The 22,109-nt window shown below is 72.1% G+C and carries 14 protein-coding genes; 6 read left to right on the top strand and 8 right to left on the bottom strand.

Annotation, left to right across the window (positions count from 1 at the left end):
- Window positions 1-39: 39 nt before the first annotated feature.
- Both JT723_RS21860 and JT723_RS21855 read right to left on the bottom strand, forming a co-directional pair.
- Window positions 40-1,680 carry a cellulase family glycosylhydrolase gene (locus tag JT723_RS21860; protein WP_251512565.1) on the bottom strand — a complete coding sequence of 547 codons (1,641 nt, stop codon included), beginning with the start codon at window positions 1,678-1,680 and terminating at the stop codon, window positions 40-42.
- Between the two features lie 210 nt (window positions 1,681-1,890).
- On the bottom strand, window positions 1,891-3,498 hold the full coding sequence (locus JT723_RS21855; RefSeq protein ID WP_205046429.1) for a class I adenylate-forming enzyme family protein: 1,608 nt from the start codon (window positions 3,496-3,498) through the stop codon (window positions 1,891-1,893).
- 332 nt (window positions 3,499-3,830) lie between these two features.
- Here JT723_RS21855 and JT723_RS21850 point away from each other — a divergent pair, with 332 nt between their 5' ends.
- From JT723_RS21850 to JT723_RS21835, 4 genes are all read left to right on the top strand, one after another.
- Window positions 3,831-5,459, top strand: a complete 1,629-nt coding sequence (locus tag JT723_RS21850) for an NAD(P)-binding domain-containing protein (protein ID WP_205046428.1) — start codon at window positions 3,831-3,833, stop codon at window positions 5,457-5,459.
- A 107-nt stretch (window positions 5,460-5,566) separates the two neighbouring features.
- Entirely contained in the window at window positions 5,567-6,640 is a 1,074-nt protein-coding gene (locus tag JT723_RS21845) for an alpha-hydroxy acid oxidase (RefSeq protein ID WP_205046472.1), read from the top strand.
- 118 nt (window positions 6,641-6,758) lie between these two features.
- Window positions 6,759-8,213: a cytochrome P450 gene (locus JT723_RS21840; RefSeq protein WP_205046471.1), complete on the top strand. Its 1,455-nt coding sequence runs from the start codon at window positions 6,759-6,761 to the stop codon at window positions 8,211-8,213.
- Window positions 8,214-8,238: 25 nt separating this feature from the next.
- A complete protein-coding gene (locus JT723_RS21835) occupies window positions 8,239-9,921 on the top strand; it encodes an MFS transporter (protein WP_205046427.1) in 1,683 nt (560 codons plus the stop codon).
- Window positions 9,922-9,949: 28 nt separating this feature from the next.
- Here the strand turns inward: JT723_RS21835 and JT723_RS21830 are convergent, their stop codons facing one another.
- A complete protein-coding gene (locus tag JT723_RS21830) occupies window positions 9,950-11,029 on the bottom strand; it encodes an Lrp/AsnC family transcriptional regulator (RefSeq protein WP_205046426.1) in 1,080 nt (359 codons plus the stop codon).
- Window positions 11,030-11,206: 177 nt separating this feature from the next.
- Here JT723_RS21830 and JT723_RS21825 point away from each other — a divergent pair, with 177 nt between their 5' ends.
- Together JT723_RS21825 and JT723_RS21820 are read left to right on the top strand one after the other, a co-directional pair.
- Entirely contained in the window at window positions 11,207-12,403 is a 1,197-nt protein-coding gene (locus JT723_RS21825) for an amidohydrolase family protein (protein ID WP_205046425.1), read from the top strand.
- Between the two features lie 9 nt (window positions 12,404-12,412).
- On the top strand, window positions 12,413-13,735 hold the full coding sequence (locus JT723_RS21820; protein ID WP_205046424.1) for a DUF3100 domain-containing protein: 1,323 nt from the start codon (window positions 12,413-12,415) through the stop codon (window positions 13,733-13,735).
- Here JT723_RS21820 and JT723_RS21815 read toward each other — a convergent pair.
- The 5 genes from JT723_RS21815 to lanL form a co-directional block, all read right to left on the bottom strand.
- Window positions 13,715-16,561 (bottom strand): non-ribosomal peptide synthetase, encoded by a 2,847-nt coding sequence (locus JT723_RS21815; protein ID WP_205046423.1) that lies wholly within the window; start codon window positions 16,559-16,561, stop codon window positions 13,715-13,717. The two genes, JT723_RS21820 and JT723_RS21815, sit on opposite strands and share 21 nt — an antisense overlap.
- Window positions 16,562-16,577: 16 nt before the next feature.
- Window positions 16,578-17,426 carry an SAM-dependent methyltransferase gene (locus JT723_RS21810; RefSeq protein ID WP_251512567.1) on the bottom strand — a complete coding sequence of 283 codons (849 nt, stop codon included), beginning with the start codon at window positions 17,424-17,426 and terminating at the stop codon, window positions 16,578-16,580.
- 207 nt (window positions 17,427-17,633) lie between these two features.
- The gene (locus JT723_RS21805) at window positions 17,634-18,212 is read right to left on the bottom strand and encodes an RICIN domain-containing protein (RefSeq protein WP_205046422.1); all 579 of its coding nucleotides are present in this window, start codon (window positions 18,210-18,212) and stop codon (window positions 17,634-17,636) included.
- Between the two features lie 269 nt (window positions 18,213-18,481).
- Entirely contained in the window at window positions 18,482-18,622 is a 141-nt protein-coding gene (locus JT723_RS21800) for a hypothetical protein (RefSeq protein WP_205046421.1), read from the bottom strand.
- Between the two features lie 92 nt (window positions 18,623-18,714).
- Window positions 18,715-21,567, bottom strand: coding sequence for a class IV lanthionine synthetase LanL (gene lanL, locus JT723_RS21795; protein ID WP_205046420.1), 2,853 nt, complete (start codon window positions 21,565-21,567; stop codon window positions 18,715-18,717).
- Between the last annotated feature and the right edge of the window lie 542 nt (window positions 21,568-22,109).

The raw sequence follows: 22,109 nt of genomic DNA, 5'->3' as shown, positions 1-22,109 counted from the left end.
CCTCACCCTGCCCGGGCGGCTGCGTCCCGGGCTGTGGTGTCAGCCGAGTTTCCACTGCTGGTTGGCGCCGCCGTTGCAGGTCCACAGTTCGACCAGTGCGCCGTTGGCGGTGGAGGCCCCTGTGACGTCCAGGCACAGGCCGGACTGGGCCGAGGTGATCGTGCCGTTGGAGTTGACGTTCCACTGCTGGTTGCTGCCGCCGTTGCAGTCGTAGAGGTCGACCGCCGTGCCCGCGGTGGTTCCCTTCCGGTAGGCGTCCAGGCACTTGGCGCCGCTGTACACCGTCAGCTGCTTCGAGGACGTGGCGGTCCAGGTCTGCTGGGTGCTGCCGTTGCAGTCCCGGATATCCAGCTGCGTACCGTTGGCCTGCGTTCCGCCGGGCACGTCGAGGCACTTGCCCGCGCCCACCGCGTGCACGGGCAGGCCACCGCCGCCGGTGGAACCGCCCGTCGTGGTCGTCCCGCCGGCGGTCGTGCCGCCGGAGGTGCCGCTCATGATGGCGTCGACGATGCCCTGCTGGGTCACCGTGGAGGAGTTCCGGTCGAACAGCCCGAAGCCGTACTGGCCGTTCACGCCGTTGTCCCAGTAGACGGCAGCCGCACCGTACTTCGTGGCCGTCGCCGTCACGGCACGCGCGTAGTCCGCGCGGTACCTGTTGCTCGCGGAGTCGGACGACGACTTGTCGATGGAGCCGTACTCACCGACGACGACCGGGTAGCCCTTCGCGACGAACCCGTCGTGCATCTTCTTCAACTGGGCGTCCAGGTAGTCCTCCTGGCCCCAGGTCGACGTCCTCGACGGGTCGGTCGCCGCCGGCCCCCACTGCGTGATGGTCCCGTTCGTGTCGCCGGCGAAGTCCCACGGGTCGTAGTAGTGGACGGAGATCATGATCCGCTGTTCACCGCTGGGAATGGAGGAGGACCTGTGGCTGTCGGTCGGCAGCACGAAGCCGTAGTTCCCCGCGGTGTAGTCGATGTTGGTGTTCCAGCCGGGGACGAGCAGCCACCGCGAACTGTTGCTGCCGCCTGCTTGCCTGACGGTGTCCACGAAGATCTGGTTGTACGCGTTGATGTTCGCGTAGCACGGCTGGGTGGGGTCGCCGTACTGGCCGGTGAACTCCTCGTTCATGGACTCCAGGATCAGGTGCTGGTCGTAGCTCTGGAACCGGGAGGCGATCTGCTGCCAGACCTTCTGGTACTCGGCCTTGATCGCCGTCTGCGAGGACGAGTCGCAGATCAGCCAGGAGCCGGTGACCGTCTTGTACCCGTCACCGTGCATGTTGATGATCACGTACATGCCGCGGCCGTACGCGTAGTCGACGACCTGCTGGACCCTGTTCAGCCAGGCCGAGTCGACGGTGTAGGCAGGGCCGGGGCCGATGTCGTCCAGATACGAGACCGGGATCCGTATCGTCCTGAACCCCGCGGCCTTCACCTTGTCGATGAGGGCCTGGGTCACGGCCGGGTTCCCCCACGCGGTTTCGCTGGGGTACCCGTTGGCGCTGGCTTCGAGCTGGTTCCCCAGGTTCCAGCCCGCACCCATGTCGGCCACCACCTGCGAAGCGCTCGACTGCGGCGAGGTGTCGGCCGACGCCTGGATCATCAGCCCTGACACCGACGCGGCGACCGCCAGCAGGACGGCGACGACGAACGCTCTCGTCCTGGCTACTTTCGAGACCACGTGTCATCCCTCTCTCTCACTGCCGGACACGGGGTGAGCGAAGCGCTTCAACTCACAAGTCAGCAGGGTGTGATGGGCATCCCTGGGATGCCCATCACGCTGACAGTCGAATAATCGAAGCGCAACACCGGTGCCCCGAAAATCTTCGGCGGCAGGCCGGCCCCCGTGCGGGCAGTGGGAAAAGGGGTCGGGAGCGACACGGGCCGCGCGTCACGCGCCGCCGGTGGCCTCCGCGCCGCCGGACTGCCGGACGCGGGCGAGCAGCGCCCGCTTGTCGGGCTTGCCGCCGGGGGCGGTCGGCACCGCGTCGATGAGGGTGAAGGTGGCGGGCACCGCACCGTCGCCCAGGGCGGCGCCGACCGCCTTGCGCAGCTCGCCCGGGTCGGGGGTGCGGCCCGGTGCCGCGACGAGGAATGCGTGCGCCGCCTCGCCGGTGCGCTCGTCGGGCGCGGCGACGACGTACGCCTGGTCGACGTCGCCGTGCTCGCACAGCACGGTCTCGATGGCGCCGGTGTAGTAGAGGATCGCGTTGACGAAGACCACGTCGCGGGCCCGTCCGACCAGCCGCAGGAAGCCGTCGGGGCCGAGGGTGCCCAGGTCGCGTGTCCTGATCCAGCCGTCCGTGACCACCTCGGCGGTGCGCTGCGGCTCCTGCCAGTAGCCGGACATCATGCCGTCGGTGCGCACCCAGACCTCGCCGGCCGTGCCCGCCGGCACCGGCGTCCCCTCCGGGTCGCGAACGCTGACGTCGGCGCCGGGCACCGGCCGGCCCACGGTGTCGAGCACCTGCGCGCCCCGCGCGGCGATGTCGGCGGGCGTCAGCAGGGTGAGCATGCCGGTCTCGGTCTGTCCGTAGCCCTGGTAGACGACCGGCCCCAGCAGGTCGACGGCCTCGGCCATGCGGTGCGCGGGCAGCGGGGAACCGGCCACCAGCAGGGCGCGCATGGCGGAGGTGTCGACGGGCTCGGCGCGCAGCACGTCCAGCACCTGGTAGAGCCGCGGGACGGTGCACAGGCAGGCGGTGACGCGGTGGCGTGCCCAGGTGTGCGGGAAGGAGACGGGCGCCTCGGGTATGACGGCGGTGCCGCCGCTGAGCAGGCACACCGCGAGGTGCTCCATCATCACCGCGCTGGTGAGGGTCCCGAATACCAGGAACCGGCGGTAGCCGACGGCCAGTTCGCGGGCGACCGCGGTCCAGCGCTCGGGCGGCTGCCACGACCAGTGCCGGCTGAGGGCCGCGTAGGTCTGCGCGCAGCCCTTGGGGTTGCCGGTGCTGCCGCTGGTCAGGGTGATCAGGGCGACGTCGTCCTGCCGGCCCCGCGCGGCCAGTTCGGGCGTGGACCGCAGCTCCGCGACCTCGCCGGTGCGGGCCGGGCCGTCCCATCCCGAGGACGGCACCGCGTCCGGCAGGACGTCCCGCGCGAGGTCGAGGTGGCGGGCGCCCGCGGCTCGCGCGGCGGCGGCCAGCGACTCGTCGGCCGTCGTGCCGTCGGCGAGGACCGCGTCGACCCCCTGTCCGAGGACATGTGCCAGCTGAGGGGGTGTCAGGCCGGGGCGCAGGCCGGTGACGCGGCACCCCAGCAGGTGGGCGGCGATCTGCGCGGCGAAGCCGTGCGGGGTCACGGCGGTGGTGACGGCCACGGCGCTGCCGGGACCCAGTCCCGCGGCGCTCAGCCCCCGCACTGCCTGCCGCACCAGTCGCAGCACCGCCACACGCGGTATGGGACGCGCCCGGTACTCGAAGGCCGGTACGTCGGGCTCGCGCAGCAGCACATCGACCAGGGGCCGCGGGAACACCGGTTCTGTCGAGACGTTCACCGTGCCTCCGTTCGTGGCGGATCAGGGCGGATCAGGGGCGGATCAGGGCGGATCAGGGGCGGTCAGCGGCGGGACCGAGGGGCGGGATCAGGGGCGGTATTCAGCCGCGCGGAAAGGGCCGCACTTCTGCGTATTTCACCCGTTGGGGGCCGCCCGGATGCACCGCCCCGGTCGGGGCCGACCGCCTGGTTAGTTATCCGCAAAGTCGGCGGGACAACCCCGCATTGCGGTGTGACGTGGATCACATCAGGCCGTTCCTGATGACTCCTTGAAGACTCCTTGAAGACTAAACTAGGGTGGCCGCGCATCCTGTCCGAGCCCTGGAGGTCTTGATGTCCGGAGAAGAACGGCTCGATTACCTGGTGGTAGGTGCGGGGCCTGCGGGCACCCAGGCCGGGTATTTCCTGGAGCGGGCCGGCAGAGAATACCTGGTGGTGGAGGCGGGCGAGTCACCAGGCACATTCTTCCGCCGCTTTCCCCGGCACCGGACGATGATCTCCAACAACAAGGTCAACACCGGCTGGGACGATCCGGAACTGAACCTGCGGATGGACTGGAACTCCCTGCTGTCGCAGGAGAACGGACCGCTGTTCACCGCGGTCACCCCGCGCTACTTCCCGCCCGCGGACGCGTTCGTCGGCTACCTCGGCGACTTCGCCGCGGCCCATCGGATACGCATCCGCTGCAACACCCGCATCGTCCGTATCTCCCGTGAGCCCGGCGGGACTTCCGAGGGCGACGGAGCGCCGCGCGGGGACTTCCTCGCGCACACCGCGGACGGCACGGTGCTGCGCGCCCGCCGCATCATCGCGGCCACCGGCGTCACCCGCCCCTACGTTCCGCCCTTCGAGGGCGCGGAGCTGGCCGAGACCTACGCGGACGTATCGGTCGACCCCGCGGAGTTCACCGGAAAACGCGTCCTTGTGGTCGGCCGCGGGAATTCGGCCTTCGAGACGGCGGACAATCTGATCGAGAATGCCGCGGTCATCCACGTGGCGGGTCCCGGTTCTCTCAGGCTCGCCTGGCAGACCCACTTCGTCGGACATCTCAGAGCGGTCAACAACAACTTCCTCGACTCCTACCAGCTCAAGTCGCAGAACGCCCTGCTGGACGGCGACATCCAGTACGTCAAAAAGGAAGAAGACGGCACTTACCGAGTCGCCGTGAAATTCGCAAGGGTCGCAGAGGTGGTCAAGGAGATTCCCTACGACCGGGTCATCCTTGCCACCGGCTTCCGATTCGACGCCTCGATCTTCGACGAGGACTGCCGCCCCGCGCTCACCATCAAGGACCGTTTCCCGGCGCAGACCGAGTCATGGGAGTCGGTGAACGTCCCCGATCTGTTCTTCGCCGGGACGATCACACAGGTGCGCGACTTCAAGAGGTCGACCAGCGGTTTCATCCACGGCTTCCGCTACGCCGTACGGGCGCTCCACCGCATCCTGGAGCAGCGCTACCACGGCAGGGACTGGCCGTCCGAGGACGTGGCCGGCACGCCCGAGGCGGTCGCGGACGCGATCCTGGCCCGGGTCAACCGCTCCTCGGGACTCTGGCAGATGTTCGCCTTCCTGGCCGACACCGTCGCCCTCGGCACGGACGGCTCGGTCCGCTACTACCCCGAGGTGCCGCTCGACCACCTCCACCCGGCCGTCGCCGACGGGCGCTTCGGCGCCGTGGACCGCTGTCTGACCGTCACCTTGGAGTACGGCGCCGACCACGACAAGGTCAACCCGTTCGACGTGTCGGTCAGCCGGGTGTCCCAGCAGTCCACCGGCGGGCTCGACGGCCGCTATCTGCACCCGGTGGTGCGGCTCTTCCAGGAGGGCAAGGTGCTCGCCGAGCACCACATCACCGAGAACCTGGAGAACGAGTGGGACAGCGAGACGGTGCACCGGGCCCCGCTGATCGGCTTCCTGCGGGCGCACGACGTCCCGGGGGCGCCGTCGCCCGGCGCCTCGTGACCCGGTCGCCCGCGCCGCGCCTGCGCGGGGCACCGACACGGCAGGCGGCACAACGGGCGACACCGCAGGCGGCACAGGAGGCCTCCGGTACGGGGCCGGCCACCGGGCTGCTGGCGCGGCTGCGGGACCAGGCACGGGCCCGACTCGACCCGGTGCACTGGGACTTCTTCGAGGGCGGCGCCGACGGCGAGCGGGCCGTCGCCGAGAACGAGGCGGCCTTCCGCAGGCTGGCGCTGCTCCCGCGGGTGCTGCGCGGTTCGGGGCCGGCCCGCACCACCGTGGACCTGCCGGGCGCGCCGGACACGCTGCCGGTGGTGGTCGCGCCGACCGCCTTCCACAAGCTGGCCCATCCGGCCGGTGAGGCGGCCACCGCACGGGCCGCGGCGGCCGCGGGGGCGGTGCTGACCACCTCGATGGCCTCGACCACCGCGGTCGGCGAGGTGGCTGCCGCGGCCCGCGCGGTGCGGCCCGAGGCGGCGGTGTGGTTCCAGCTGTACCTGCAGCCGGAGCCGGCCGTCACCCGGGAGCTGGTGCGGCGGGCCGAGGCCGCGGGCTGCACGGCGCTGGTGGTGACCGTCGACTCCCCCGTCTTCGGCCGCCGCGCCCGCGACGACCGCAACCGCTTCCACGACCTGCCGCCCGGTTATGCGGCGGAGAACATGCGCGACCTGCCGGGCGGGCCGCCCGGCAGCACCCGCCCGATCGCGATGTCGCCCGCCCTGTCCTGGGCCGACCTGGCAGCGCTGCGCGCGGCCACCCGACTGCCGGTGCTCGTCAAGGGGGTGCTGCACCCCGAGGACGCGCGGATCGCGGTGGCCGAGGGCGTCGCAGGGGTCGTCGTCTCCAACCACGGCGGCCGGCAGCTCGACGCGGCGCCGGCCGCACTGGAGGCGCTGCCCGCGGTGGCCGACGCCGTGGCCGGGCGGGTCCCCGTACTGCTCGACGGCGGGGTGCGCTCGGGCGCCGACGTGGTCACCGCACTCGCCCTCGGCGCGACGGCGGTCGGCGTGGGCCGCCCCGTGCTGTGGGGCCTGGCCGCCGACGGCGAGCGCGGCGCCGCCCGCGTACTGGCGGAACTGCGCGAGCAGACCGCGCACGTGCTGACCCTGTGCGGGTCGGCCGACTGCGCCGGCGTCACCCGCGACCAGGTGGTGCGCAGGGGCGGGCAGGCGCCGTGGTGAGCGCGGCGAGGGACCAGGTGCGGGGAGACGAGCGGGGCGCGGCGGCGTCAGCGGCTCCGGCCAGGCAGGCGAGGGGAACGAGGTGGAGCAGGTGGGCAGGGCGAGGACGCTGACCGCGATGCCGGGTGCGGCGGGGGCGGCCGCGGTGGGGCTGGCGCTGTCCAGCCCGTACTGGCTGCCGCGGGCCCTGGTCGCCCTGCGGGTGCGGGTGTTCGCGGCGGTCAACGGCCCCGAGGGGGTCGTGGTGCCCAACGACCGCGTCGGGCCCGAGGAGTTCCTGCGGCTGTACGCCGACCCGGCCGCCGACGGGCGCAGCAGGGGCGCGGGCCTGTCCGACCTGTTCTGGTACTGGCTCTCCCCCGGTCCCGAGGTCCACCAGGAGCACCTGGAGCCCGGGCCCCGCTATGCGGCGGTCGCCCGTACCACCAACGCGATACTCGCCGGCGCCAGTACCGAGCTGTCCGCGCGGGCGGCGGCCTGCGCGGCCAGGGTGCTGGACGAACTGGTGCCGGGCGACGCCACCCTGGTGCGGCTGCGCGACCTGATGATGCCGGTGTGGGCGGAGTTCTTCCACGAGCTGGTCTTCCACGAGCCCTGCCCGCCGGCGGTGCGCGACCTGATCACCGGCAACGCCCGTGACGTGGTGGACTCGTTGAAGAACACCCGCCTCAGGCACATGCGGCGGCGTGAGCGGCTGACCCGCCACCTGCTGCGCCGGCTGGCCGCCGGCGAGGTGCCGCACGACCTGCCCGCAGAGCTGCCCACCGACCGCGACAAGGCCCACTACCTGCAGGGCACGTTCTTCAACACCGCCGTCGTCCAGATGTCGGAGGCGATGGCGCACCTGCTGCTCGCGCTGGCCGAGCACCCGCGGGTGCAGAGCAGGTGCCGGGACAGGGGCGCGGACGGCGGGTACGACGAGCGCTACCTCGGCCACGTGATGAACGAGGCCCTGCGCCGCTACCCGCTCTTCGGCATCGCGCACCGGATCACCAGCGCCCGGATCGAGACCGGCGGCGGCGTGGGCTACCCGGCCGGCACCGTGCTGTGCTTCGACTACCCCGCCTACCACGCCACGGGCACCGACCGGCCCGACGACTTCGACCCGGGCCGCTGGGAGCACCTGTCGGCCAGGGACGCGCACCACATCCCCTTCGGGGTGGCCGCGAACCGGCCCTGCCCGGCCTGGCGGCTGGCGCCGCTGGTGACGCGCGCGGTCACGCACGAGGTGCTCGACCGCTTCACGCTGCACTCCTCGGTGTCCCACACCCGGTCCATCCCGCACCGGGCACCCTGCCTGCTGGTGCGCCGCGGGCACCAGCTGCCGGGGCACCGGCTGGCGGCGGTGCGGGCCTTCCTGCGGGCGCGCGACCGCTGGGAGGACGTGGGGCGCAGCCTGCTGCAACTCGGCCTCGGCACGGCCATGGTGCTCCATGCGCGGCGGTTGCGGCCGGCGACCACGTACTTCGCGCACCACGACGCCCAGGGCCGCCCGCTGCACCCGGCCGACGCGCCCGGCGACACCGGGGCGGGCGGCCAGGATGCCGCGCGCCGCTGCCCGTACCCGCACTGACGCCGCACAGCGAGGGGCTCCCCACATGAGTGCGACCGACAGCAGCCCGAAGTCCACCGCGGACAAGGGCGCCGCCCTGGCACGGCCTTCCTGGTTCTGGGGAGGGCTGGTCCTGCTCGCGGCAGGACTGGCCCTGCATGTGCCGATGTACTTCGCGATGCACGGCGGGAAAGCGCGTATGGGAACGGACATGGGGTCCGACGGGAGCGGGGCGGCCGGCACCGCGATGACCGTCGGCATGGTCCTGGTCGGCCTGGGGCTTGCCCTGTCCCTGGCCGGGCTGGTCGGGCGGGTGCCGGCCCCCGCGGCCCGCACCGAGCGCTACCGGGTCGTCAGCGAACCCCAGGCCGGGCTGACCGCCGCGCATGTCAGGCTGATCACGGCGCTGTCGCTCGCGCTGGTGGTGGACGTGATGAAGCCGGCGACGCTGGCTTTCATCCTGCCGGGGATGAAGAGCGAGTACGGCCTGACGCAGGGCCAGGTCTCCGTGCTGCCGGTGGTGGCCCTGACCGGGACCGTGGTCGGCTCGCTGGCCTGGGGCCGCCTCGGCGACCGGGTCGGGCGCCGCGCCACGGTCCTGATGTCCTGCCTGGTCTTCGCGGCGACCACGGTCTGCGCGGTGATGCCGACGTTCGAGTGGAACCTGGTCATGTGCTTCCTGATGGGCGCGGGCGCCGGGGGGCTCATCCCCATCGCCTACGCCATGGCGGCCGAGTCGCTGCCGCCGCGGCACCGCGGGCTGGTGATGGTGTTACAGGCGGGACTGGCCACCGTGATCGCCTACTTCGCCACCAGCGGCCTGGCCCTGCTGCTGATCCCGCACTTCGGGTGGCGGACCATGTGGTTCGCCCATGTGCCCTTCGTCGGCCTTCTGCTGCTGCTGAACCGCTGGCTCCCCGAGTCCCCCCGCTTCCTGGCCGAGACCGGCCGCATGGCAGAGGCCCGCGCGGTGGGCGCGACGTACGGGATGGTGCTGGTCGTCGAGCCCGCGCTGCCCGCAGGACCGCCCACTCCGGGTGTGCCCACGGCGGAGGACCCGGCCGGCAGCGGCGCCGCGGCGGGCTGGACGGCACTGTTCGGCCCGCGCTGGCTGCGCCGCACCACGGTGGTCGGGGGTTACGCGCTGGCCTGGGGGCTCATCAACTGGGGCTACATGACCTTCCTGCCCACCCTGCTCAAGGACGCGTCTGTGGCGGGCACCTCACCGGGCGCCCTGCTGTTCCTGTCGTCGCTGCTGGCGATCCCCGCCACCCTGCTGGTCGCGGTCTGCTACACCCGCTGGAGCAGCCGCAAGGCGATGGTCCTGTACGGGATGCTGACCGTGGCCGCGCTCGGCCTGCTCGCGGTCACCGACATGCGGGGCGGCCGCGTCCTGACCATCGGCCTGCTCGCCCTGCTCATCACCGGCACGACCGGCATCGTGGCGATGCTCGCGCCGTACGCCGCCGAGATCTACCCCACGGGCATGCGCGCCGTCGGCAGCGGCCTGACGGCGGCGTGCACGAAGGCCGGTGGCATGTTCGGCCCGCCCGCGCTCGCGGCGCTGATCGCGCAGCACTCCGGCGGGCGGCTGGTCGCGCTCACCGTCGCCCTGCCCATGGCCGCCGCGACCGCCGCTCTCGCGCTGTACGGCGAGGAGACCGCCGGCCGGGACCTGGAGGAGGACGACGAACCGTCGGGGGCCGCGGCCGGGGTGCCCGCCCTGTGACCGCGAACGCTGCCACGGACCAGGCCCGTCAGCGGGGTGCGCCCCGGCCGGCGGCGCGCTGCGGCCGGCCGGTGCCCGGCCGGCCGCGCGGGTCGCGGATCACCAGGCCGGCCCGTTTGATCGTGGCCAGGACGTCGAGCACCTCGAAGTCGATGATCCCGTCGAAGGCCCCCAGCGTCCTGGTGAGGAACTCGTACAAGTCCCAGCGCCCGCCGAGGAAGAGGTCGGCGCACAGCTGGTAGTCGCCGGTCACCGCGACGACCATGCGCACCGCGGGGTGCTCGCCCAGTGCCTGCCCGATCCGTTCGAGGTGGGACGGGCCGACCCGCAGCCACAGCAGCGCTTCGGTCGGGAGTCCCAGCAGGGAGCGGTCGACCTCCGCACGTATCCGGACCACACCGCGCCGGATCAGGCCGTCGACCTGGCGGGAGGCGGTCGCCGGGGCGACACCGACCCGGGTGGCGAGCGTGCCGATGGGAAGGCGGCCGTTGGCGGCGAGGGCGTGGACCACCTGCTCCTCCTCGTCGCTCAGCCGCGCGACGTCGTCCACCGCGGCGAACGGCGGCAGGCCCTTGCGCTCCAGCAGGCCGGTCTGCTGCCCGTCCAGCGCCTGCGTGTGCCACTCGTGCGCGGCCCGGAAGAAGCGCAGCGTGGAGTGGGCGTGGTGCGCGGCGACGGCGCTGATCCCCGGCAGCCGGTCGAGCAGCAGCTCCCGCAGCCAGTCCTGATGGGGCGGCACGACCTCGACGAAGCAGTCCGTCGACCCCTCGGTGAGCATGACCGTGCGCGTCTCACGGCTGTCGGCGAGCGCCTGGGCGACATCCCGGGTGGTGCCCGGGCGGCACCGCAGCCGTAACAGGACCGGCTCGCCCCAGCCGATCCGCTGCGTGTCGACCGTCGCCACCACGCGGATCACGCCGCTGTCGAGCAGCGGCTGCGCGCGGCGGGCCACGGTCCGCTCGGAGACACCGAGGACCTGCGCGATCCTGGCCCAGCTCGCCCGGCCGTTGACCTGCAGCGCGCAGGCGATCTGCCGGTCCAGGTCCGAGTACGGGTCACCGTGCCTGTCGGACTTCCTGTCGGGCTTCTTGTCGGATTTCTTCAGCAAGAGAACACCGCCGTACGGATCTGTGCACATTCAGGTCCATCAGCGCCGGAAGCCGACCTGCGGCGCGCATACTACCCGAACTCTGACCAGGTTGTTCCGCTCCCGGAGGTCCGCCATGTGTGGTTTATCGTCCCCCCTGCGCCCCACGGCCGACCCGGCCGGCTGCGGAGTGCGGCCGTGACGGATACCGTCCTGCTGCTGCGGGGCACGGTCGTACCCGTCGCCTCGCCGCCGATCGCCGACGGAGCCGTGGTCGTGGCGGACGGGCTCGTCAGCTACGTCGGCCCCGCCTCGCGCGCACCCCGGCTCTCCCCGGACACCACCGAGGTCGACGTGGGCGGGGGAACGATCATTCCCGGCCTGATCGACGCGCACGTCCATCTGGTCGCCGACGGCAGCCCCGACTTCCCCGGCGAGGTCGCGGGCGCGAGCCCGCAGCACCTCGCACTCAAGGCGTACGCGAACACCGCACGCGCGCTGCGCCACGGCATCGTCGCGGTACGGGACCTGGGCGCCCCCGAGCACGCGGCCATCGCGGCGGGACGCGAGATCGCCGACGGCCGCCTGATGGGTGCGGAGGTCGCGGCGGCGGGACGCGCCATCACCGCACCCGGCGGGCACATCTCCTACCTCGGTGTCGAGGCGCGGGGCGAGGAGCAGATGGCGGAGGCGGCCCGCCAGGAGTTACGCCACGGAGCCGCCGGCATCAAACTCGTCGCCACCGGCGGGGTGCTGACGCCGGGGGTCGCCCCGGACGGCGCTCCCTTCGACGAGTCGGAACTCGCCGCCGCCGCGGCCGTCGCCCGGGCGGCCGGGCGGTGGGTGGCCGCGCACGCCATCGGCTCCGAGGGCGCCAAGCGGGCGCTGCGCGCGGGAGCGACCACCATCGAGCACGGGTCCTTCCTGGACCGCGAGGCCATCGACCTCATGGCCTCGACCGGGGCGGTCCTGGTCTCGACCCGGATCGCGCAGCTCAGGATCCTGCAGAACAAGGAGCACATCGAGGACTCCGCGGTCCGCAGGGCCGAGGAGGTCTACGCGGCCAACATCGAGTCGGTACGGGACGCGGCCCGGGCCGGCATACCGGTCGCCGCGGCGAGCGACGCCGGAACTCCCTTCAACCCGCACGGCAGCGTCGCCGAGGAAGGCGCCCTGCTCGTCGACGACATCGGGCTGAGCAACGAGACCGCTCTGCAGGCGGTCACCAGCACCGCCGCCCGCTGCCTGCACCGGCCCGACCTCGGCCACCTCTCGCCGGGCGCCATGGGCCACGTCGTCGTGACGACGGGAAACCCGTTGGACGACATCCGCGCACTCGCGCACGTCAGGACCGTCATCGCAGCCGGACGACCGGTTCGTCCGCTGCTGGGCTGAGGAGCTGTCATGACCATCACCCGCATCAGACCCGCGGTCGCGGTCGGCCTCCAGAAGGTCTGGCCGGTCGCCATCGCGGCGTTCGCCATCGCCCTCCTCGCGCAGCTCGCCGGCCAGGTGACCTTCGACGTGGGTCCCGGCTCCGTCGTCTTCTTCCCCATGGTGTGGGGCCTGGTCGCCGGCGCGATCGTGTCCGTCCAGCGCTTCCGCAGGGTCAGCCTGGAGTTCCAGCTGACCGCCAACGCCTTCGTCGCGGTGGCGCTGCTCTTCCTCGTCGTGCGGCTCGCCTTCACGATCGGCCCCAACATCCAGGTCCTGCTGCATGCCGGCCCGTCCCTCTTCCTGCAGGAGGTCGGCCACCTCCTGGGCACCGTCGTGCTGGCGCTCCCGCTGGCGGTGCTGCTGCGTATGGGCCCCGCCGCGATCGGGGCCACCTTCTCCCTGGACCGCGAGCCCGCGTTACCGATGGTCAACGAGAAGTACGGCCCGGACTCCGACCAGTACCGCGGTGTGCTCGCCATGTACGTCTTCGGCACCCTCGTGGGCGCCGTCTACGTCACCATGCTGTCGTCGTTCATCGTGTCCTTCGACATCTTCGACCCGCTCGCCCTCGCCATGGGCTCCGGCGTCGGATCCGGCTCGATGATGGCCGCCGCGACGGGCAGCATCACCGACGCCTACCCCGGCCAGAAGGACCAGATCCTCGCCATGGCCGGCGTCTCCAACCTGATCACGACCATCCTCGGGGTCTACGTGGGGATCTACCTCGCCCTCCCGGCCGCCGACCGCTTCTACCGCTTCCTCACCCGGCGGGAGACGCAGGACCCCGAGGCCGCCGCCGTCCACCAGGAGGCCAACCGCGCCTTCCGCGAGCAGGTCGCCGCCACCAGCGCCCCGGTGGGTCTGCGCATCTGGGTGTCCGTCCCGATCCTGGCCGTCGTCGGCATCACCACCGCGTCGGTGTTCGCGAAGGGCCTGAGCTGGGACATCATCGGCGGGTACGCGATCATGGCGGCGCTGCTCGTGCTGGGGACCTACCTCGCGAAGGTCACCCGCTTCGTCTCCGCGATCATCTGGGTGACCACCATCGGCGCGCTCGCCTCCAGCACCTACTCGCCCATCGGCGACCGGCTGACAAGCACCGTCGGCTCGATCGACTTCCTCTCCGTCGGCTGCGTCGTCCTCACCTTCGCCGGCCTCAGCCTCGGCAAGGACACGGCACTGCTGAAGGCGGTCAGCTGGAAGATCGTCCCCGTCGGGCTGCTGGCGATCACCGCGTCCTTCCTGCTCGCCACGGTGATCGCCGAAGTGTCACTCGGCTTCTGGTCCTGACACCGCCCCGCCCTCGCCGCCCGCGCCGCCCTCCCCCATGGACCGGTCGATCTCCTGCCGCAGGAGGGCCTGGAAGACGGCCACATGAGGCGGTGCGGTGAGGGTGTGGTGCTCGCCGGGGACCTTGACGTAGCGTGCGGCGCCTCCCGCCGTGAACCTGTCCCAGCCGTGCAGGCGGTCGAGCCATGTCCGCTCGGCCTGCGCCGCCGGCATGCCGTGGAAGACCGGCAGCGGAGGGGGTGTCGTCCCGTGGAAAACGGTCATGGACGGGACGGTGCCGCTCAGCTCGTACTCGGCCCTGATCTTCTTCAGCTTGTCGGCCAGGGTCATCCACACCGTGAACTTCTGCAGGTCCAGGTCCAGTTCGGCCAGCCGCTTCCTCGGCGCCAGGTCCATCACCGTCTGCAGCTGCTGCTCCAGGGGCAGTTCCCGCAGTTTCCCGGGGAGTTCCTCGGACTGCTCCTTGTCGAGCAGCCCGAGGAAGTGCGACAGGACGGAGACGGTCACCGAGAAGTCCAGGCCGACCAGAAGCGGTGTGAGGACCGGCGGGAAGTCGAAGCCGCCGAGGAAGGCCACCTGCTCGCCCCGGGACTGCAGCTCCTGGGCGATCGCGAAGGCGATGAGGCCGCCGGAGGAGTAGCCGGCCAGGGCGTAGGGTCCGTGCGGCTGCCGGTCCTGGATCGCCCGGGTGTAGGCGGCGATCATCTCACCGTGGCTCGTGAAGGGGGTCTCACCGCTGGTGAAGCCGCGGGCGCGGAGGGCGTGGAAGGGCCGGTCGCCTGCGAAGTGCCGGGCCAGATCGAGGAGGACGAGCACCTCGCCGGCGCCCGGGTGGACACAGAACAGCGGTGTCTTGGTGCCGCCCTGCTGCATGGGCACGATGGGGTCGTAGCCGTCGTCGGTCTTGACCGTGCCCGCGGGATTCTCGTCCAGGTAGCCGGCCAGAGCGCGCACGGTGGGCGCGTTGAGCAGGTCGATGGTCTGCAGGCCGGGCACGTTCAGGCGCTGGGTGATGCTGCCGCGCAGGCGCAGCAGGTCGAGGGACGTACCGCCGAGGTCGAAGAAGTTGGCCGTGGCGCTGACCGAGCTCGGGGAGACGTCGAGTGTCTCGCCGTAGATCCGGACGAGAGCGCGCTCGTTGTCCGTCCGCGGGGGCGAGTAGTCGCCCATGTGCTGCCGGATCACCTCGACGGTCGCGCGGGTGACGTCGTCGAACTCCCCTGCTTCGAGCCGTGCGCGCAGCTTCGCCCGGGAGATCTTCCCCAGGCTGTTCTTGACGAACTCCTCCCGCGCCAGCGGGAGGACCAGCGCGGGGCGGAATCCCCAGTGCATGACGACGGCGGCGCGTACGGCGGTCATGGCGTCGTACAGCGCCGTGTCGTCGCCGGGTCGGGTCCGCGGGTGGAAGGCGACGACCAGTTGCTCCGTGTCGCTGCCTTCCGGCCTGGTGGGGAAGGCGGCCACGAAGGAAGGAGTGACGTGGTCGAGTTCTTCGAGCGCGGTCTCGATCTCGTGGCTGAAGTAGTTGACGCCGTTGACGATGATGTTGTCCTTGCTGCGGCCGACGAGCGTCAGCCGGCCGTCGCGGAGCCGGCCGATGTCGCCGGTGCGGAACCAGCCGTCCGCGGTGCGCGACGAGGAGGTGGCCTCCTCGTTGTGGTAGTAGCCCGGCGTGATCATGGGGCCGCGCAGCTGCACCTCGCCCGCCCGGCCGTCAGGAAGAGCCCGGTCCTGTGCGTCGGCGACCCGGACGTCCAGCGCGGCCACGGGCAGACCGACACTCGCGAACTCCTGGCCGGCGTCGGCGTCGGGGAACCCGAGGGAGTAGATGCTCCCGGCACACGTCTCGGTCATGCCGAAGGCAGGCCACAGGACGTCGCGGCGCAGGCCGAAGGGCGCGAACCGCTCCAGGAAGGCGGTGCCCGTCGTGTACGGGACGGCTTCGCCGCCGCTGACGATGTGCCGCAGCCGCGACAGGTCGAGCGCCTCGCCGGCAGGCATGCGGTGGCGAGCGGAGTTGACCAGCCCCAGCAGGAAGTTCGGGGTGAAGGTCACCGTGACGTGGTGCCGCGAGATGAGCCGCAGGAACTCCAGGGGCTCGTCGAGGATGTGCGACGAGGGCACGTGGAGCTGCGACGAACCGGTGGACAGGGGCAGCAGATGGCACTCCAGCAGCGCCGCGACATGGTCGAAGCCCACCCAGTTCAGGACGGTGTCGGAGGCGCCCAGTTCGTGGAAGCCGTTCTTGGCCCGCATCGACGCCAGGAGGTTGGCGTGGGTGAGCATCACCGCTTTGGCCTGGCCGGTGGACCCGGAGGTCAGCATCAGGACGGCGAGGTCCTCCGGCTCCGCCTCGTACACGTCCGAGGCGCGGTCGTGGTCCGCCAGGGCCTCCACGGTCGCCACGGTCAGTCCGGGGACCTGCGGCACCTCGGCCGCCAGTCGCTCGCCGGTCACCAGCAGCGGCCCGCCGAGCAGCCGGTGGACATGCCGGTGGTGCGCCGCCGCCTGTTCGACGTTTCCGGCGGCAGGCGGCAGCGGACACGGGACGAACCCGCCCAGCACACATGCCCAGAAGCCCGGCAGGAAAGCCTCGGCGTCGTCCATGAGCAGGAGCACCCTGTCGCGCGGCCGCAAACCGAGTCCGCGCAGGCCGCTCAGTAATCGCAGGGCCTGGTCCAGTAATTCCGGATAGCTGCTCCGCCGGAATTCCGCGCTGCTGCCGGTGCCCCGGTAGTACAGTCCGGACTCCGGATACCGCGCGGCGGCCCGCAGCAGCAACTGGCCCACATTCCGCGCCTCGCCGGCGGGCGGTCGGTCGTTCATACCCATGGTCAAGGTCCTAAGCCGAGTATCGGGCGGTGAAAAGACTGATACGACGCCGGGAGGACGACGGCGGCCGCTGGTAGCGGCCGGCCAGTTCGGCGATGGTGTTCTCTGTCACCGTCCAACCCAGCGACGGCAGATGGTCGACGATGTTTCTGCGCGGTTCGGTGTTCGTCACGCTGGTCATCTGGACGCCGAAGGTCGAATACATGGAACTCAGCCGCTGGTCGGCGCCGCGGGCGTCCTGCGCCATCGCCCACACGGCGATCGAACTGCCCACCGCGGAGAGCTTGTGCACGAGGTCGAAGAGGCTCTCCTCCTCGGCCGGCGACAGGTACGGCAGCAGCCCCTCGGCCAGCCACGCCGTGGGGCGGGTGGCGTCGAACCCGGCAGCCACGAGTGCAGCCGCCCAGTCCTCGCGCAGGTCGGCCGGCACGGTCCTGCGGTCGCAGCGCGGCCGGGCGCCGGCCTGGTCGAGCGCGTCCTGCTTGAATTCCAGGACCGGCTTCCGATCCATCTCGAAGACCGTGCACGCCTGCGGCCAGCCGAGCCGGAACGCCCGCGTGTCGAGCCCGGCGGCCAGGATCACCACCTGCGCCGCACCGGTTCCCAGCAGGTGGTCGTCGAGGTATCGCGTGCGCAGCGCCATGCCGTCGGCAGCGAATTTCAGCAGCGTCCTGTCCTCGGCCCCGGCGACGTCCTCAAGCCGTACGGGCAGCGGATTCTCCGTATTCGCAAGGCGTACGAAATGTGCGGCGAACGGGTCGCGGATCAGCGGATCGCCGGTATTCGTCTCCACGGCCCGCAAGGCCGCGGTCACGAGGGCGGTCAGCCCCACACCTGTCGCGATGGAGGAATCTTCCACAAGCGCTCACGGACCTTTCGCGCAGCCTGAGCAGATTTTCCGGCCAGTATGGAAACGGTCCTCGACGCGCGCAAGACGGAGTTGGCTAGTCTGTCAACTCCCGTTGGGAAGAGATCGGTTGACAAACGGCGCCCGGTGGACAATGTCCGCCGGGCGCCGTCCGCGGTCAGGGGGCTGTGCCGTGGACGGCGGCACACCCCGTGCGCGCTATGAGCCGAGGGAGCCGCCGAAGACCTGGGCGGTGCTCCCGTTGCACGTCCACTGCTGAACGGGGGTGCCGTTGTCGTCCGAATTGCCCTTGAGGTCGAGGCACAGCGAGGCGTTCGCGCGTGCCGCGCTCCACGTCGACACGACGAAGCCGCGGCTGCTGGGCTGCTCCTCCCACAGCTGGTTGGCGATCGTGTCGGCCGAACCGGCGGCGCAGGGCACCACGTCGGCCTGGACACCGGCGACGAGGCTGCCCTCGGCCTTGATCTCCAGGCACATCCCGGTCCTGAGGTTCTTGATCTGGTAGAGCGTCTGGAGCGTCCCGAACTCACCCGTGGGCACCTGGGTGTAGGGGTGCGACGACCACTGCTGCTCCGAGGCGCCCGAGCAGTCCCATGCCTGCACGCGCGCGTGGACCGGCGTCCTCTCGATGTCCTCGCTCTTCACGTCCAGGCACTTGCCGTCCGAGGCCACCGCGTGGTTCAGCACCCGGATCGGTCCGTAGGAGGTGTCGGCGGCGGCATGGGGGACGCCCACCGTGGCGGCCATGAAGGCCGCCGCCACGGCGGCGCCGGCCATCCTGGCAGGCCACCGCCTGCGGCCCCCCGTACCGGAACCGGTGCTCGGGGAGCAGGCGGGCGCCCCACCGGGTCGGCTGTCGCTGCTGGTCATTCGTCGGTCCCTCCTGGCGGCGCGCCCTGCGCGCCTGCGTGGGTAGATGCGCCGTTCTGTCCGGGCCGGCCGGCCCGGCACGGGCTTCCCCGACCGGGGAGTTCACGCCTCCCGCGGTCGGTTGCGGATGCCCGTGCCGGCCGGCGCGTCACGGCTGGTTGTGCCTTACGCCCGTCCTACTCGGCGGTCGAGGGCTGGACCAGGGTGAACAGCGTCGTGGTGAGCTCGATCTTGGTGATGACGCACTTCTGCATCCCCTCCTGCCCCAGGGGCGCGTGTTCCTCGGGGAGCATCTGGAGCTTGTCGAAATCGGTCATCGTGCGGTTCCTCTCTGTGATGCGGGGTGGTGCTTCTTGCGACGGCCGGCGGTCGCTCGGGACTGCCGACCGGGTTCGTGGGGGCGCGTGGGTCACAGGGCGCCGGTGGCGGCGTCGGTCCAGGGGCCGGTGCCGCCGTTCCGAAGGCGCAGCAGGAAGCCGAGGGTTCCCGCGTCGCCGTGTCCGTAGGCGTGGTCCCAGCCGGCCCTGCCGGCTGCCAGCGGGTCGCCGCGGTGGCGCAGCGCGTGGATGACGGCCGCCAGGTCCTCGGCCTGGGTGCGGTATCCGGTCCTGCCGGTGTGCTCGGCGAGGTCGAGCAGGAAGTGCCCGGTGCCCGCCAGGCCGCAGCACAGGCCGGGGGTGGTGTCCCACCGGCTGTACGGCGTGGGCGCGCACTGCTCGGCGAGGTCGGCGAAGCGCGGCTCGCCGGTGTCCGCCCACATCCGGATCAGGAAGGTCCCGATGCCTGCGGGGCCGGTGCACCACCGTCCCGCGTCGGGGTTGAACGGCCCGCCCACGATGGTGGGCCAGCCGGCCGCGCCGTCGTGGACACGGGCGGCGCGCACGAGGGTGTCGGCGGCCCCGAGAGCGGCCTCCATGTACCGGGCGCCGTCCGCCCGGCCGGCCTCCGTGGCTTCCACCGCGCCGGCCGCCGCGCCGGGGTGCCTGCCCGCACCGGGTGGGTGGCGAACGGCTTGTGCGGCGCCCAGCAGGAACTGGCCGGTGCCGGCCACGCCGTGGGCGAATCCGTAGGAGTTGAAGCCGGCCAGTGCGGAGTCGGCGGAGTCCGGTGTCGGCCACAGCCAGTCGGCGCCCTCACGGCGGGCGGCGTCCAGGACGTTGTCGGCGCAGGCCAGTGCCCGCTGGAGCAGGCGCGGGTCGTGCGTGGCGTGCCACAGGTGGAGCAGCGCCGTGCCCGCGCCGGACAGTCCGTGCGTGACGTCGGAACTGGGGTGCCTGGTGGGCAGTTCCAGCGCGAGGTCCACCGCCCGTCCGGCCAGGCCCGCGTCCTGCAGGAGCCGGGCCGCACCGTGTAGCGCCCATGCGGTGCCGGCGCGGCCGAAGGCCAGGCCGGGCAGCAGTCTCGGCACGTCGAACAGGCGCCGGTCGATCCACTCGGCGGCCTGCCCGACCGCCTCCCACAACGCGGGGTCGTCGTTCGCCCGCGCCGCCCGGGTGAGAGTGGCCAGCCCTCCCGCCGCGCCCCGGAACAGGTCGCACGCATCGGCCCTCCCGGACCTCCTGGCAGGCGGCCACAAGGTGGGCTCGTCCGGTGTCATGGACGCGCGCAGGCGGGACAGGCCGTCGGTGACCAGGCGGTCCAGCTCTCCCTGCCGCAGCCACGTCGCCGCCCGTGCCCGTGCCGGTGCCCTGGTCGGTGCGGCGCCGGCCGAGGTGAGGTACTTCTCGGTCCGCTCGGGCGTCCACCGCCGCGCCGGGTCGGCCCGGGTCAGGGCCGTGACCGGTTCCAGCAGCGCCGCCAGCGCGGGATGGTCCCGGGCGATCCGCGACAGGATACGCGCCCGCTCCCGCCCGTCCGCGCGGGCGCCGTCACCGCGGTGTCCGCCGACCCAGCGCGGGTCGAGGCCGCCGGTGGCGGCGCAGAAGAGGGTGACGCCCAGGCTGAACAGATCGGCACTCGGCTCGGGCACCGCCACCGGCACCGCCCGGCCCCCGGCGGAGCCGACGACCTCGGGCGCGGCGAAGGCCGGCGTGTGGGCCGGGGTCCGCTCCCGGTCGCACTCGACGACGTACTCGGCGTCGATCAGCCGGAGCGCACCTGACGGGGTGACCATGACGTTCGACGGCTTCAGGTCGCGCAGCACCAGGCCCGCCCGGTGCACCGAGTCCACTGCGGACACCAGCCGCCGGGCCACGTCGAGGGCGTCGTCCACGTCCGGCCCGCCGCGGTCCGCACGGTCCCGCGCCCACTGGTCCAGCGGCACGCCGGGCACCGACTCCTGGACCAGGAACAGATGGCTGTCCTCCTCGATCAGGGCCACCAGCGCCGGGAACACTCCCAAGGGCGCGGTGAGCCGGAGTATCCGCGCCTCCTGCCGCAGCCGGTCGCGTGCGTCGGTGCCGTCCAGCAGCCCGCCCACGTGAGCGCGCGCCTGCTTGACGACCACCTCACCGCCGTCCCGCTCGTCCGTCGCCCGGTACACACCGCCCTTGTTGGCATGCCGGATCGCCCCGGTCACCCGGAACCGGCCGCCCAGCCGTACCGCCTGCGGCTGCCCGGTGGACGGCGCACCGGCCGGCAGCGGGTCGGCGGCGACCGCGGCGCCGCCCGCCGGCTGCGCCTGGGCACCCGCCAGCGGCTGGTCGGGGAAGGGGGAGACCGCCCACGGCGGCGGGGAGAACCACGCCCTGCGCTCGTCCTTGACCGCCGACCCGTCGGGGCCGGTCATCCGGGACTCGAAGGTCCCGTCGTCGGTGAACACCTCGTCGGCCGTGAACTCCCCGTACCGGTAGTGCACCAGGCTGCCCGGCCGGAACGGCCGGTCCGACAGGATGACCGGCCCCGCCAGGTCGGCGGTCACCGCGTCCAGTTCCGCGGCCAGTGCCCGGAACTGGACGTCGTCGCGCGGGTAGACCGTCACGAACTTGCCCGCCCCACCCCGGTCGTACCAGGGGTTGACCAGGTCCAGGACGCGCGCGATGTCGGTGCCGAACTTGAAGGCGCACCCCTGCCGGGCCAGGACCTCCGCGGCCCGCGCCAGCACCAGCGGCGCCGACAGCGGCGTCGCCGACACGTGCAGCTTCCAGCCGTGCGGGCGGGACGCGGCCCAGGACGGCGGGGTCACCATGCACCAGGAGTCCTCGGCGCGCACCACCCACCGATGCCCGCCGCACCGCGCCAGCACACCGCGCACCACGTCCAGCAGCACGACCGAGTCCACCGCCGCCACCGCGGGCTGCACCTCCCCGACAGCACGGGCCACCAGACCACCCACCTCACGACCACAGCGCCGGCCGGGGCACCGGGAATCCTCCCCGACGGCCCCTGAGCAGCAACGCCTCGACGACGGAACGACGGTGCGACCCTCACACCCGGCTTTGCAGGTCGGCAATAAGTAACCGGTACTCAACTCGTCTGGCACGAAAAGCAATTCACCGTCGGCAAGATCGGCATTAGGTGTTTTCACGGATTCCGCGGCAGCGGCACGGGGGCCAGCCTGATGCCACCTCTCGGCTCCCGCCGAGGTGCGCGAGAGCAGGAATGTCGCGCATGCCGGTCAATTCGGACAACGGAAGGGAGGGGCAGCATGGAGAAGGTTGTCGTGAACAGCGACCCGCAGAGCACCGAGCAGGACGAGGCACTCATCACCGTCGGCGTGACCGTCTCGTTCTGACGACGTCCGCCGTGAACCTTCGGGTTCTGAACCCTTCCGGTGCGGCCGGACCTCCGGCCGCACCGGAAGCGCGCCGACATCTCCGCCTGTCCGCGCGCCCGGCACGACAGGCGTGGGCGGAATTGGCTGGC

The sequence above is a fragment of the Actinacidiphila bryophytorum genome (assembly GCF_016916835.1).
In the GTDB taxonomy this organism is placed as follows: Bacteria; Actinomycetota; Actinomycetes; order Streptomycetales; family Streptomycetaceae; genus Actinacidiphila; species Actinacidiphila bryophytorum.
The sequence above is the reverse complement of the archived record's forward strand: the minus strand, read 5'-3'. Positions and strand labels throughout refer to the sequence as shown.